Raw genomic sequence first — 13,311 nt, 5'->3', positions numbered from 1 at the left:
CGGGACCGGGCCGGGCTCGCGCGGCCGGCGCCCGGGGGATGCCTCGCCGCATCCGAAGCACCTCCGGGACCGGGCCGGGCTCGCGCGGCCGACGGCCGGGGGCGCTTCGCGGCGGGACCGGTCAGGGGGTCTCGCGGGCCGGCCACTCCGGGGCGAGGAGACCGAACAACAGGTCGTCGGTCCACTCGCCCTTGATGAAGGTCTGCTGCCGCAGCAGGCCCTCACGCGTGAACCCGAGCCGCTCCATCAGTGCCGCCGACCGCGTGTTGCGCGCGTCGCACTCGCCCATCACCCGGTGCAGGCCCTGCAGGCGGAACAAGCGGTCCAGCACGGCACTCACGGCCTCGGTCGCCAAACCCTTCCCCTGGTACGCCGTGGCCAGCGTGAACCCGATCTCGGCCTGCTTGAGGTTGTCGTGCAGCCGGACCCCGACATCGCCGATGAGCCGGCGCTCGGTGGAGTGCTCGATCGCGTACTGGAACCAGCCGGGCGCGTCGGGCGAACTGGCGGCGAAGTTACGGACGGCAATCTCGGCTTTCTGCAGTGCGAACGGCGCATCCCAGGACTGGTAGCGGGCCACGTCAGGATCCGACCGGTACTCCGCCAGGGCCGGCGCGTCGGACGCCCGGAAGCGCCGCAGGATCAGCCGTTCCGTCGCCATCAGCACCCGCCGAGGATATGTCAGACGGCGTTGAGGCCCGCGGGCCGGGACGGGGATGCCCCGGCCCGCGGGTGAGCGGTCAGGAGCTGAACAGGACGTCGTCGAAGACCACCTGGTCGCCGACGGAGGCGGTGCCGCTGCTGGCGAACGAGTAGCCGAGCAGCCCGGTCGTGCCCGCCCTGGTCGGCGGGACCGAGGCGGCGACGACGGTGCCGCCGACGCTGACCGTGGCACTGGTCGTGCCGGCCTGCACCTTGATCGTGCTCCACTTGCCGGCCGGGACGACGCCCGCCCCGGTGAGCGCGACCCAGTCCGAGCCGTTGAAGCGGGCCAGGCTGCCGTCGGCACGCGCCGCGAAGTGGTAGGCGTCCACGGTCGTACCGTCCGCGGCTCTGCCCTGCACGTCGAAGAGGAAGGCGTTGGGCAGCGTGACCGGGTCGGCCCGGAATTCCAGCGTCCGGGTCGGGCTGGTCGCCGACACCGGCCACACCGCCCTGGCCATCGCGTCCTTGGCCGTGTCGTTGAGGCGCAGCGCCCGGCTGCTGCCGTCCACGCCGCTGCGCGTCACCCAGGTCTGGGAGAGTCCGGTGAAGCCGCGCGGCCGGTTGTTGACCGGGTCGTTCTCGAACGAGTTGATGTTCGAGTAGAGCTCCAGCTCGTTGAGGAACGCAGCCCCGTCGGCGCCGGCGTCGGCGACCACCTTCAGGTAGCGGGCCTTGGCCGTGACCGTGAAGTACTCCAGGGCCAGGTGGGTCCGGTTCGCCGCGTCGACGATCGGGTTGCCCCAGTTGACGCCGTCGGCCGAGGCGTAGACGCGACCCGAGGCGAGCGTCCCGTTGCGCAGGCTCAGACCGAGCCGGGTCAGCTGGTACTCCCGGTCGAGGGTGATCGTGTACGTGCCGGCGCCGTCGAGCCGGGCGGCGCTGGACCAGTAGTCGGTGCTGCCGTCGAACGCGCCGGCCGGGCCGGTGCGCGGGTGCCCGTCGGGGGTGGCCGTCATGTCGGTGCTGACCTGGATCTGACCGAGCCGGTACTTGGTGGCCAGGTCGATCTTGCCGACGTCCGGGGTGAGCACGTCGGCGAAGCGGCGCCAGATGCGGCGCCCGGAGTCGACGGTGTAGCCGCTGTCCCCGACCGGGCAGGACCAGGTGTTCTCACAGTTGTCGCCGACCTGCAGCACGCGGTTGCTCTCCACCGAGGCCAGCGCGGTGTTGCCGGTGGAACCGTGCAGGCGGTACCCGGTGGTCGGGCAGTTGCGATAGGTGAGCTGGCCGACCCACCCGGTGCCCTGCCCGTTGGTGGAGATCGCCACCCAGTTGTCGGGCCGCCCGGCGCTGAGCACCATGACACCGTTCGGCATCAGCTGCAGTTGCGGGAAGACGCCCATCAGCTTCGGTTTCGCCTCGTCGAACTGGTCGTAGCCGTTCGGGAAGGAGACGGTCAGATCCTGCAGGGCCGCCCAGTGGGCCCCTCCGTCGGTGGAGGTGGTCCAGCGCGGGGTGTCGAGGCTTTCGAAGTCGCTGCCGTCCCACACGTGGTGGCGGATGACCGAGAGCAGCTTGCCGCTGGGCAGCGCGGCGACGGCCGCCTCGGGGTAACTGTTGGCGCCGGTGCTGTCGTAGGCGATCGTGCCCCGGGTGGTGAAGCTCGCCCCGCCGTCGGTGCTCGCGGCCACGTACGAGGAGATCTGGGCGGCCCGCCCGGGAGCCTGGTGGCTGCCACCGAACTGGATGTAGTAGCTGATCAGCACCGTGCCGTCACCGAGCTGGAACGGCGCGCCGTGGGTGCGGATGCCGCCGTCGAGCGGAATGCTGAGCTGGATGATCGTCGGGAAGGTGACCCAGTTGGTGCCGTCGGTGGAGCGGTAGACCTGGAAGGTCGCGGAGCTCGTGGTGGTCGACGTGGGGGCGAAGTCGATGCCGAGCAGCGAGCCGTCGCGCAGCTGCGTGGTGGGCACGCCCGGCGTCGTGGTGAGCGTCGAGGCGGCGAAGGTCTGGCCCCCGTCGGCCGAGGTGACCTGGGCCGGCGGCGTGTGGTCGGAACCCTTGTCGAGACCCCGGCTGAAGGTGGTGGTCACCGTCCGGCGCGGGCTGCCGTCGGCGTTCACCTCGTCGCGTGCGCTGACCTTGGGGAACGCGGCCTGAGCGCCGTCGCTGAACACCGTGCCGAGGTCGCCGACGTTCAGCACGTAGCCGGTGGCGCTGGGGCCGACGTCGGTGGTGGGCGAACTGTTGACAGGGGTCTTGCAGGTCGTGTCGTTCGAGGGCGCCGCCTGGGCCGGGCCGGGTGACAACGTCATCCAGCCGGACACCGCCGCGACGACCCCGGCAGTCAGAGCTCCCGTGATTCTGCGTGACATGGCGCAGAATCTACGGGAGTCGATCAAACAGCGTGCGCCCGGTGGATGACTTACACCTCGACCACATCCGCGATGATCACCGTGACGTTGTCGGGAGCGCCGTTCTCCAGCGTGCGGTTGATCAGCTCGGCCGCGCACGTCCGCCGGTCCGGGTTGTCGCGCAACGTCTGCGCGATCACCGCGTCCTCCACGTAGTCGGAGAGGCCGTCGCTGCAGAGCAGGTAACGGTCGGCGACCCGGGCCGGGATCATCCGCCCGGCGGGCCGGAACGGGCCACCCTGCACGGCCTGGGTGACCAGTGCGCGCTGCGGGTGCCGCCGGGCGTCGTCCGGAGTCAGAACCCCTTGATCAACCAAGGCCTGCACGTACGTGTCGTCGCGCGTCAGCTGCTGGAACTCGCCGTCGCGGAGCAGGTAGCAACGGGAGTCGCCGACGTTGAGGGCGGCCAGCCGGTCGCCGGAGAGCAGCAGCGCGGTCACCGTCGTGCCCATGCCGTCCCGGGCGTCGTCCTCGGCGACGGACTTCTCGATCTGCTTGTTGGCGACCTGGAGCGCCTCGATCAGATCCTGCAGCGGCTCGCCGTTGTCCGGTTTCTGGTCGACCTCGCCGAGAACCTGCACGAGGATGTCGCTCGCCAGCTCACCGGCGGGCAAACCGCCCATGCCGTCCGCGACCACGAAGAGGCGATTTCCGACGAAAACCGAGTCTTCGTTGTTGGACCGGACCAGGCCCTGATCAGTGGCGGCGACCGCCCGGACAGCAAGCGTCATGTAGCAACAATGCCAAAGCCACCAAGGGTTGTCTCTAGTAAACGTCCACCTCGACACGCGCGGCGCGGAAAACAAACGCGTTTCCGCAGGTCGGAGCGGTCCACCCGGCCGGGCGGTTCACCCGGGACCCGAAGATCGGCCGGGAGCGTCGCACGCGGCCCCCGGGTGATCGTCTACGGCGGTGTGTGCGGGGCGGCGCGACAACGCACGGCGGCCTCGGTAACAATCGTCGGCGTGACGACAGCGATCCATCAGCGCATTGCCTCCGAGCTCGGAGTCCGTGAAGGGCAGGTCACCGCCGCGGTCGAGCTGCTCGACGGCGGGGCCACCGTCCCGTTCATCGCCCGCTACCGCAAGGAGGTGACCGGCACGCTCGACGACGCCCAGCTGCGCACGCTCGAGGAGCGCCTGGGCTACCTGCGGGAGCTGGAGGACCGCCGGGCCGCCGTGCTGGAGTCGATCCGCGCGCAGGGCAAGCTGGACGACGCGTTGGAGCGGCAGATCCTGGAGGCCGACACCAAGGCCCGGCTGGAGGACATCTACCTCCCGTTCAAGCCGAAACGGCGCACCAAGGCGCAGATCGCCCGCGAAGCGGGCCTGGAGCCGTTGGCCGACGGGCTCCTGGGTGACCCCACCGTCGACCCGAAAGCGGCCGCTGAGGCGTTCGTGGACGCCGAGAAGGGGGTCGCCGACGCGCAGGCCGCACTGGACGGCGCGCGGGCCATCCTGATCGAGCGGTTCGCCGAGGACGCGGACCTGATCGGTGAGCTGCGCGAGCAGATGTGGACGCGGGGCCGGCTGGTCGCGAAGGTGCGCGACGGCAAGCAGACCGACGGGGCGAAGTTCTCCGACTACTTCGACTTCTCCGAGCCGTACTCGAAGCTGCCCTCGCACCGCATCCTGGCCATGCTCCGCGGCGAGAAGGAGGACGTCCTCGACCTCACCATGGAGCCGCACCCGGAGGAGGACGAGGGCTACTTCGAGGGCCGCATCGCCGGGCGCAACGGCATCACCGACCTGAAGCGTCCCGGCGACAAGTGGCTGGTCGACACGGTCCGCTGGGCGTGGCGCACCCGCATCCTCATCCACCTCGGCGCCGACCTGCGGGTCCGGCTGCGCGAGGCGGCCGAGGACGAGGCCGTCCGCGTGTTCGCCGCCAACCTCCGGGACCTGCTGCTCGCCGCCCCGGCCGGCACGCGCACGACGATGGGGCTCGACCCCGGATTCCGTACGGGCGTGAAGGTCGCGGTCGTCGACGCGACCGGCAAGGTGGTCGCCACCGACACGATCTACCCGCACGTGCCGCAGAACAAGTGGGACGAGTCGATCCACCGGCTGGCCGCGCTGGCCGGCAAGCACAACGTCGAGCTGATCGCGATCGGCAACGGCACCGCGTCCCGGGAGACCGACAAGCTCGCCACCGAGCTGATCAAGAAGCACCCGGACGCGAAGCTGACCAAGGTGGTCGTCTCGGAAGCCGGCGCGTCGGTCTACTCCGCCTCGGCGTACGCGTCGCAGGAGCTGCCCGGCATGGACGTGTCGCTGCGCGGCGCGGTGTCGATCGCCCGCCGTCTGCAGGACCCCCTCGCCGAACTCGTCAAGATCGACCCGAAGTCGATCGGTGTCGGGCAGTACCAGCACGACATCTCCGAGGTGAAGCTGGCCCGCTCGCTCGACGCGGTCGTCGAGGACTGTGTGAACGGGGTCGGCGTCGACGTCAACACCGCGTCCGCGCCGCTGCTCACCCGGGTCTCCGGGATCACCGCCGGCCTGGCCGAGAACATCGTGCTGCACCGCGACCAGAACGGCCCGTTCAAGAACCGCAACGAGATCAAGAAGGTCGCGCGGCTCGGCCCGAAGGCGTTCGAGCAGTGCGCCGGCTTCCTCCGGATCCGTGACGGCGAGGACCCGCTGGACTTCTCCAGCGTGCACCCCGAGTCGTACCCGCTGGTCCGGACGATCGCGGCGGACGCCGGCACGGACGTCAAGCACATGATCGGCAACAGCCCGCTGCTCAAGGGCATCCGGCCGGACAAGTTCGTCACCGACACGGTCGGCCTGCCCACGATCACCGACATCCTCAAGGAGCTGGAGAAGCCCGGGCGTGACCCGCGCCCGGCGTTCACCACCGCCACGTTCGCCGAGGGCGTCGAGAAGATCGCCGACCTCAAACCCGGCATGATCCTGGAGGGCCAGGTCACCAACGTGGCCGCGTTCGGCGCGTTCGTCGACATCGGCGTCCACCAGGACGGGCTGGTGCACGTCTCGGCGCTCTCCGAGAAGTTCGTGCAGGACCCGCGCGAGGTGGTCAAGTCCGGTGACGTGGTGAAGGTCCGCGTCCTGGAGGTCGACCCGGTCCGCAAGCGGATCTCGCTGACCATGCGCCTGTCCGACGAGCCGAACAAGAACCGGCCGCCGCGCGAGGACCGTGGCGGTCAGCGCGGTGGCCAGGGCAGCGGTCAGGGCGGTCAGGGCGGCGGCGGCCAGCGCGGTAGCCAGGGCGGTCAGGGCGGCGGCCAGCGCGGGGGCCAAGGTGGTCAGCGCGGTCAGGGCGGCGGCCAGCGCGGTGGTCAGCCACGCCAAGGCGGCGGCCAGCGCGGTGCCGGCGGCGGCGGCAACAGCTTCGGCAACAGCGCGATGGCCGACGCGCTGCGCCGGGCCGGCCTCGCCAAGGACTGACGTAACCGCAGCCGAAGCGCATTGCGCCCGCCGATGGCGAGGCCGCCGAAAACGACCAGGCGAAGCCGTTGTCGTTTTCGGTGGCCTCGCCATCGGCTTGTGGGGGCGCAATGCCCGCCGAGCGGAGCGAGGCCATCGAACTCAGCTTGTGGGGGCGCAATGCCCGCCGAGCGGAGCGAGGCCATCGAACTCAGCTTGTCCGGGCGCAATGCCCGCCGAGCGCAGCGAGGCCATCGAACCCAGCCTCAATACCAGATCTTGATGTCGGTGTAGGCGACCTCGAACGGCCCGGTCTCGCTCGCCGCGTTCTGGTCGTTGTAGACGCCGAGCACGATCCGTCCCTCGGTCAGCGCCGGCTCGGTCAGCGCCAGCGTCCCGACCCGCTGCCCGTCCTGGCTGACCTCGAGCGAGTTCCCGGTGACGCGCAGCCCGATCCGGACCGGTGCCGCGTACGTCCCGATCGGCCGGGCCAGCGGCAGGGTGTCCTTGAGGACCACGTCGTCGTCGGTGTGCACGCTCAGGTAGGCCGACTTCTCGCAGACCCGCAGCTGGTAGCCGCCCGGTTTGCCGCCGAACGCCTTGTCGTCGAAGTGGAACCAGATCGCGGCGCAGCTGCGCACGGTGTCCAGCCGCACCCCGACCTCGGCGGTCAGGTCGCCGCCCATCGTCTCCTTCGGGCCGCGGCAGCGGAACGTCCCGGCGCTCTCCCGGCGGGCGACCAGCGCTCCCCCGGCGAACGCGCAGCTCGCCTCCTCGTCGGGCTGTGCCGTCGGCTGCCAGAGGCTGCCGGTCCCGGCGAGCTTGTCGGCGATCTTCGGCGGGGCCGTCGTCGCCTCGGCCGAGGGCGCCGAGGCGCTCGCCGAGGGCGCGGCCGCGGTGCTGTGGCCGAACCTGTCCCGCAGCAGGAAGCCGATCATCGCCACCCCGGCCGCGATGATCAGGACGGTCACGGCGGCGAGCAGCGTCGGCACCACCGAGCGGCGCGGCCGGCCGGCGGGCGGGACGGCGGGCGCCGCCGTCTCCGGCACCGCCTCGATCGGGATCGTGACGATCGCGTTCTCGCTGTAGCCGACCAGGCCGGGCGGGATGTCCAGCGCGGACGCCGGGGCGAGGGCGGCCGCCGCGACGCGGGTCCTCTCGACGGGGGCGAAACCGGTGACGGCCTGCGCCTCGGTGGCGGCGGCCTTCAGGGCGGGCTGGTCGGCCAGGGCGTCCGCGATGGCCACCGGCCGGTCGCCGGAGAGCAGCAGGTCGAGCAGTTCCCGGGCGCTGGGCCGGTTCGCCGGGTCCTTCTCCAGGGCGTGCGCGACCAGGTCACGCAGCGGCTGGGAGAGACCGTCGAGGCGGGGTGGCTTGGTGAGGATGCGGGCCGCGGTGGCCGTCGGCGAGTCGGCGTAGAACGGGGTCTTGCCCGTCCCCGCGTACGTCACCACGCCGCCCCACGCGAACACGTCCGCGGCCGGGGTGACCACCGGCACATCCGCGTCGGTGTCGAAGCGTTCCGGCGCCATGTACGCCACCGTGCCGACCATCTGGTCGGGCCGCGTGTTGCCGCTGGTCGCCGACATGGCCCGGGCGATCCCGAAGTCGATCACCTTGGGGCTGCCCGGCGCGAGCAGCACGTTGCGCGGCTTGAGGTCGCGGTGGATCACGCCGGCCCCGTGGATCGCGGTGAGCGCGGTGGCCACCCCGATCGCCACACTGTGCAGGTTCGCCGAGGTCAGCGGGCCGCGCTGCTCGACCACGTCGGCCAGGGTGGGCCCGTCGACGAACTCGACCACCAGGTACGGCTGGTCGTGGTCGGGGTCGGCGTCGAGCACCTCGGCGGTGCAGAACGGCGGCACCTGCCGGGCCCGTTCCACCTCGCTGCGGAACCGGCGGCGGAACTCGTCGTCGTGCGCCAGGTCGAGGCGCACCACCTTCACCGCGACCAGGGTCTCGCTCTTCTTCTTCCGGCCCAGATAGACCGTGCCCATGCCGCCCTCGCCGAGCCGGCCGAGCACGTCGTAGTCGCCGAGCTCGCGCGGATCGTGCGGACGCAGCGGCTGCGTCCGTTCGCCCGGCACCGTGCTGTCGACCATGCTTTCCTGCCCCCCAGGTTCGCGCTCGCAGAACTGTATCGGGGAGCTTCGACCCGGAGCAGTCCCGGTGCCGGGTTGGAACGTAACCGTCATGGTCAACCCTGAGAACCTGGATCGGGGTCGGATCCGGGCGTCTCCGGATGGAAAGTGTCGTACCCGGGTAGCACTCTTGAGTCATCACCTCCTCACCGAGGAGGGCAACCAAGGAAAGTGGGAGACCCGCCATGAACGCCGTGCACGACACGATGGCCCGCCAAGGCCTGGTCCGCCCGCGTGACGGCCGCATGCTCGGTGGCGTCTGTGCCGGGCTCGGCCGCCGATTCGGGCTCGACCCCTGGATCGCCCGCCTGCTCTTCGTGCTGATCCTGTTCGTGATCCCGGGCAGCCAGATCCTGATCTACCCGGTCCTCTGGGTCCTGATGCCGTCCGAGGAGACCGTCTACAGCGAGCACACCCCGCCGGCCCCGCCGACCACCTGGTGACCCCGGCATCATGACGATCGTCGGGACACTCGTCGTCGAGGGACCCCCACGGTCCCTCACCACCCTGATCCGCGCCGTCCCGATCACCGTGGACGGCGCGGTCAAGGGCCAGGTCCGGGCGGGCAAGCGGCTCTCGCTGGCCCTCGCGCCGGGCTCGCACCGGGTTCAGGCGGCCGGCGGTCCGGTGCTGCCGGTCCGGCTCGGGCCGGGTCTGACCACCCGGGTCCGGGTCGAGCGGGACGCCGCCGGCCAGCTGCACCTCACGGAGATCAACCCCGATTGAGGCGTACGGTCGTGAGCCACCCGCCCCGAACCGGGAAAGCCGCCCGCCACCAGCCGGCAGGAGCAGCGCCCGCGCTCAACCGGCCAGTTTCTTCAACGCCCCGGTCAGCGCCAGGTCGTCGAGGTAACTGCGGGTCACGATCGTCCCCGCGGCGTCCAGCAGCACATACGTGCTCTGCTCGACGATCGTGAACTTCGTCCAGATCTTGAGCTTCGGGTCGTTGAGGTGGGTCACCGCGCCCACCTCCATGTCGGACACGAACTCGCGCATCGCCGTGGCCGTGCCCATCCCGGCCACCCCGAGGAACGCGATCCGCCCCGCGTACTCCTCGTCGAAGTCGCGCACCGACTGCGCCTGCCCGGCGCAGGTCGCGCACCACGGCGCCCAGAACCACAGCACCGCCGGCTTCCCGGCGAGCGCCGCCGCGTCGTAGGGGGCGCCGTCCAGCGTCGTACCGGAGAAATCGAGCGAAGCCGGCACCGGGGCGGGCCCGGCGGCGGCAGCAGCAGCGGGCGAGGCCGCCGGAGGCGGCGAGCCGCAGGCGGCCAGCGCGGCCAGGGCCAGCGGGAACGTCAGCAGCGCGCGACGTGTGCTCACGACCACCTCTTCGCCGGGAAGGTGCCGGCGGCCCCGGGCGGGACCGCCGGCCGACATCGTCAGTGCGCGGACGTGGCCGGGTCGATCAGGCGCAGCGCGAGCGCCGGGCACACGTTGACCGCCTTGCGGGCGCCCTCCTCGAGCCACGGCGGCAGCGGCGTCTGCGGGAACGCCGGGAAGCCGTTGTGGTCCAGCCGGATGATCTCCGGGGCGACCGCCGAGCAGAGCCCGTGCCCGTCGCAGCGCGACCAGTCCAGGGCGAGCTTGCGGGCGCCGGTCTCCGCGGTGTACGGCAGCGGCAGCACACCGCGGACCGGTTTGCCGCAGCCCTCGCCGTTGGCGTGCGCCTCGACGTCCTTGGCGAACACCTCCAGCGCGGAGAGCGCGAACCGCGACGTGCCGTCCGGGTGGCTGCACGCGCCGCGGCCCTTGACCAGGCCGGCGGCCTGGCGCACGTTCTCCAGCGCGTTGCCGCCGAGCGACACCAGGGTGACCGCCCGGGCCAGGTCGGGCAGGCCGAGCCGGCACGGGCCGCACTGACCGGCGGACTCGCCGGCCAGGTACTGCACGACCTGGGCGGCCTCACCGATCGGGCAGGTCTTCGAGCCGATCGAGATCAGCATGCCGGCGCCGAGCGTGCCGCCGACCTTGGCGAAGCCCTTGCGGGAGACCATCACGGTCTCCGCCTGCGCCTTGGTGATCCACTTGCCGTGGTATCCACCGACGAGCAGGCCGGCCCCGATGTCGGCGCCGCACATGTTGAGCACGTCCATCAGCGGGGTGCCGGTGGGCGCCTCGACGACGGCGGGCGAGCTGGCCGAGCCGCCGACGGTGAGCATGACCGTGCCCGGCTCCTCGGGGATGCCGACCGAGTTGTACTCCCACGGGCCGAGCCGGGCCGCGATCGCCAGCTGCGAGTACGTCTCGGCGTTGGAGAGCAGGGTGGGCAGACCCATCACGCCGTTGTCGCTGGACCGGACCTTGCGGCCGGGCGGGATGTGCGCCTCGCCGTTGATGCCGCGGACCAGCGCGCCACCCTCACCGGAGATGAACCGGTGCGGGACCGTGACGATCCGGGCCGGGCAGGGCATCTTCCGCTCGGCGAGCGCCGCCATCAGCGAGTTCTGCCCGATGCCGTCGTCGGCGACACCGATGACGATCTCCTCGGCGTCCAGGGCCGCGGCCGCGAGCGCGGCGCCGTCCAGGATCAGGTGCGGGCTGCGGGTCAGGATCGCCTTGTCCTTCCAGGACGGCGGCTCACCCTCGGTGGCGTTGACCACGATCACCGGGGGCAGGTCCTGACGCTTGCAGGAGTCGATCACCGCGCGCACCTTGCGGGCGAACGGGAAACCGGCGCCGCCACGTCCGCGCAGCTCGATGCGGTCGGTGAGACCGATCAGCTCACCGGAGGAGAGCGCCGCGAACCCGCCGTGCACCTCCTGGTGCGCGGCCAGGTCGAGACGGCCGTACTCGTCATAGCCCGCGGTGATCCGCGGGACGCCGATCGCCGTGACCGGGGGAACCTGTGCCGTGCTCAATTCCGGTCACCACGCAGCTGCGAGAAGTAGGCGTCGTCGTCGTCACGGCCGAGGCCCCGCGGGGCCTCGGCCGCGGCGCGGCGGGAACGGCGGGCGTCGACCAGGGTGTCGTCGTCCGCGTACTGCCCGTCGGCGAGGTCGACGAACTGGCTGCGGCTGTGCCGGCCGTCGTCGGCGCGGCGGCGGCCACCGCTGCGCGGCTCGTCGTCGTCCTCGTAGCGCGGGGCGCGCTGCCGCGGGACGTCCTCGTAGCGGGGCTCGTCGTCGGCGCGACGGCGGCCACCGCCACGGGGGCGGTCGTCCTCGTAGTAGTCGTCGTCGGCGTACCGGCGCATGCGGGTCTGGGTGTCGTCCAGCCGCAGCCGGGTGCCGGTCTCGGTGACCTCGTCCCGGCGCATCCGGGTGCCGGTCTCGGTGACCTCGTCCCGGCGCATCCGGGTGCCGGTCTCGGTCAGCTCGTCCCGGCGCATCCGCGTGCTGGTGTCCTCCATCGACGAGCGGGACAGGCGGGCACCGGTGTCCTCCATCGACGAGCGGGACCGGCGGCTGCGCGGCTCCTCGGCCTCGTCGTCGGCGAACCGGCGGCCACGCGGGCGCGGCCCGTCGTCGTAGTACTCCTCGTCGCGGCGGCGCGAGCGCGGGGCCGGCTCGTCGTACAAGTCGTCGTCGGGCTCACGACGCGACACCGCGCGGGTCGGCTCGTCGAACCGGTCCTCGTCGGAGCGGCGCTGGCGCGGGGCCGGCGCCTCCAGCTCCCGCATCGCCCGGGGCTCGGGCTCCGGGATCGGCGCCACGGCCGGGCTGACCGGGGCGGCGGCCGGCGGTGCGGCCGGGACCCAGTTGCTCACCGGAGGAGCGGCCTGCACCAGGTCGGCGCCGAGCTGCTCGCGGTTCTGGCCGCCGCCACCCCACCGGTTGCGGGGCGCGCTGGTGGTCGGCACGACGGCGCTGGTCTGCGACTTGGCCGCGCCGACCCCGGCCGCGGAGGAGAAGTCCTTGCGGCGGTTGAGGCTGACCGAGAGCCGGACGGCGAGGCCGATGAGCACGAGCAGCACGCAGACGACGTAGCTGACGATGACCCAGGTCTTCGCCGGGCGGCCGGCGCTGAGGCCGTGGATCAGGGCGAGCGGCCAGATCAGGTACGACACCGAGTGGATCGCGCGCCACATCCACGGCTTGCCGCGGCCGATGAACTTGGCCCGGACGATGCCGCTCCAGGTGACCAGCACCATGACGTACCCGGAGAGCTGTCCCAGGCCGATGAAGAGCGTGTTGGTCGGGGTGATGAACGGGATGAAGATGTCGATCACCCGGATGTGGGACTCGACGGTCTTCGTCCACAGGTGGAACGCCAGCGACGAGATCGCCATCACGCCGGTCGTCCGGTGGGTGGACTGCAGGAAGACCCGCTGCCTGATGGAGAGGACCAGGCGGTCGGTGGAGACCAGGCCGACCATGATGGTGATCGAGAGCGAGACAAGGGTGAGAACACCCATGTAGTACTCCGCGTACATGAAGAAGTAGACGTATCCCACGCGGCCGGGAGCGGTCATCATCGCGACCGCCCAGACTGCCGCCAGGACGCTGACCACCAGCAGGATCACCGCGCCGGTGGGCACGTTCCGGCTGCCGGTGGAGCCGATGTCGACCGCGACCCTACTCGCGGCACCTTCTTTGTTCTTCGACCGGGCCATTGACTCCTCTTTTTCCGCAACGGTCACGTCCCGTGGGCGGTGGGACGCCGGCGTTCGTGGGGAACGCCCCGTGCTCAAGTTCTTCCGGACCCGTCCGTGGCGTGCTTTCCCCTGCGTTGCCCCGGCCGTGTCCTCCCCGGATTACGTGGCGGACGGGGCTTCGGATG

Annotated in this window: 10 protein-coding genes; 3 read left to right on the top strand and 7 right to left on the bottom strand. The window is 71.6% G+C overall.

Translation table 11 applies throughout. The annotated features are described in order from the left end of the window. Positions 1–121 precede the first annotated feature (121 nt). The 3 genes from ACH442_RS04705 to ACH442_RS04695 all read right to left on the bottom strand — a co-directional run bounded on the left by ACH442_RS04705 (position 122) and on the right by ACH442_RS04695 (position 3,790). On the bottom strand, positions 122–661 hold the full coding sequence (locus ACH442_RS04705; RefSeq protein ID WP_396337074.1) for a GNAT family N-acetyltransferase: 540 nt from the start codon (positions 659–661) through the stop codon (positions 122–124). Positions 662–740: 79 nt separating this feature from the next. Beyond that, on the bottom strand, positions 741–3,020 hold the full coding sequence (locus tag ACH442_RS04700; RefSeq protein ID WP_396121212.1) for a discoidin domain-containing protein: 2,280 nt from the start codon (positions 3,018–3,020) through the stop codon (positions 741–743). A 50-nt stretch (positions 3,021–3,070) separates the two neighbouring features. After that, positions 3,071–3,790 carry a PP2C family protein-serine/threonine phosphatase gene (locus tag ACH442_RS04695; RefSeq protein ID WP_396121211.1) on the bottom strand — a complete coding sequence of 240 codons (720 nt, stop codon included), beginning with the start codon at positions 3,788–3,790 and terminating at the stop codon, positions 3,071–3,073. 234 nt (positions 3,791–4,024) lie between these two features. On the opposite strand from ACH442_RS04695, the gene ACH442_RS04690 reads away from it, so the two are divergent. Continuing rightward, positions 4,025–6,469, top strand: coding sequence for a Tex family protein (locus ACH442_RS04690; RefSeq protein WP_396121210.1), 2,445 nt, complete (start codon positions 4,025–4,027; stop codon positions 6,467–6,469). Positions 6,470–6,714: 245 nt separating this feature from the next. On the opposite strand, the gene ACH442_RS04685 is transcribed toward ACH442_RS04690, so the two are convergent. Continuing rightward, complete coding sequence (locus tag ACH442_RS04685) at positions 6,715–8,550, bottom strand: serine/threonine protein kinase (RefSeq protein WP_396121209.1); 1,836 nt, start codon at positions 8,548–8,550, stop codon at positions 6,715–6,717. A gap of 224 nt (positions 8,551–8,774) precedes the next feature. Here ACH442_RS04685 and ACH442_RS04680 point away from each other — a divergent pair, with 224 nt between their 5' ends. Both ACH442_RS04680 and ACH442_RS04675 read left to right on the top strand, forming a co-directional pair. Next, positions 8,775–9,032 (top strand): PspC domain-containing protein, encoded by a 258-nt coding sequence (locus tag ACH442_RS04680; RefSeq protein WP_396121208.1) that lies wholly within the window; start codon positions 8,775–8,777, stop codon positions 9,030–9,032. A 10-nt stretch (positions 9,033–9,042) separates the two neighbouring features. Beyond that, complete coding sequence (locus tag ACH442_RS04675) at positions 9,043–9,315, top strand: hypothetical protein (RefSeq protein ID WP_396121207.1); 273 nt, start codon at positions 9,043–9,045, stop codon at positions 9,313–9,315. 75 nt (positions 9,316–9,390) lie between these two features. Here ACH442_RS04675 and ACH442_RS04670 read toward each other — a convergent pair whose 3' ends face one another. The 3 genes from ACH442_RS04670 to ACH442_RS04660 are packed head-to-tail and all read right to left on the bottom strand — an operon-like array spanning position 9,391 to position 13,144. Further along, positions 9,391–9,912 carry a redoxin domain-containing protein gene (locus tag ACH442_RS04670; RefSeq protein WP_396121206.1) on the bottom strand — a complete coding sequence of 174 codons (522 nt, stop codon included), beginning with the start codon at positions 9,910–9,912 and terminating at the stop codon, positions 9,391–9,393. A gap of 59 nt (positions 9,913–9,971) precedes the next feature. Then, positions 9,972–11,450, bottom strand: a complete 1,479-nt coding sequence (locus ACH442_RS04665) for an NADH-ubiquinone oxidoreductase-F iron-sulfur binding region domain-containing protein (protein ID WP_396121205.1) — start codon at positions 11,448–11,450, stop codon at positions 9,972–9,974. After that, positions 11,447–13,144: a translation initiation factor III gene (locus tag ACH442_RS04660; RefSeq protein ID WP_396121204.1), complete on the bottom strand. Its 1,698-nt coding sequence runs from the start codon at positions 13,142–13,144 to the stop codon at positions 11,447–11,449. The genes ACH442_RS04665 and ACH442_RS04660 overlap by 4 nt, the downstream gene beginning before the upstream one ends. Positions 13,145–13,311 lie beyond the last annotated feature (167 nt).

It is taken from the genome of Actinoplanes sp. NPDC020271, from assembly GCF_044388125.1.
GTDB lineage: Bacteria > Actinomycetota > Actinomycetes > Mycobacteriales > Micromonosporaceae > Actinoplanes.
The sequence above is the reverse complement of the archived record's forward strand: the minus strand, read 5'-3'. Positions and strand labels throughout refer to the sequence as shown.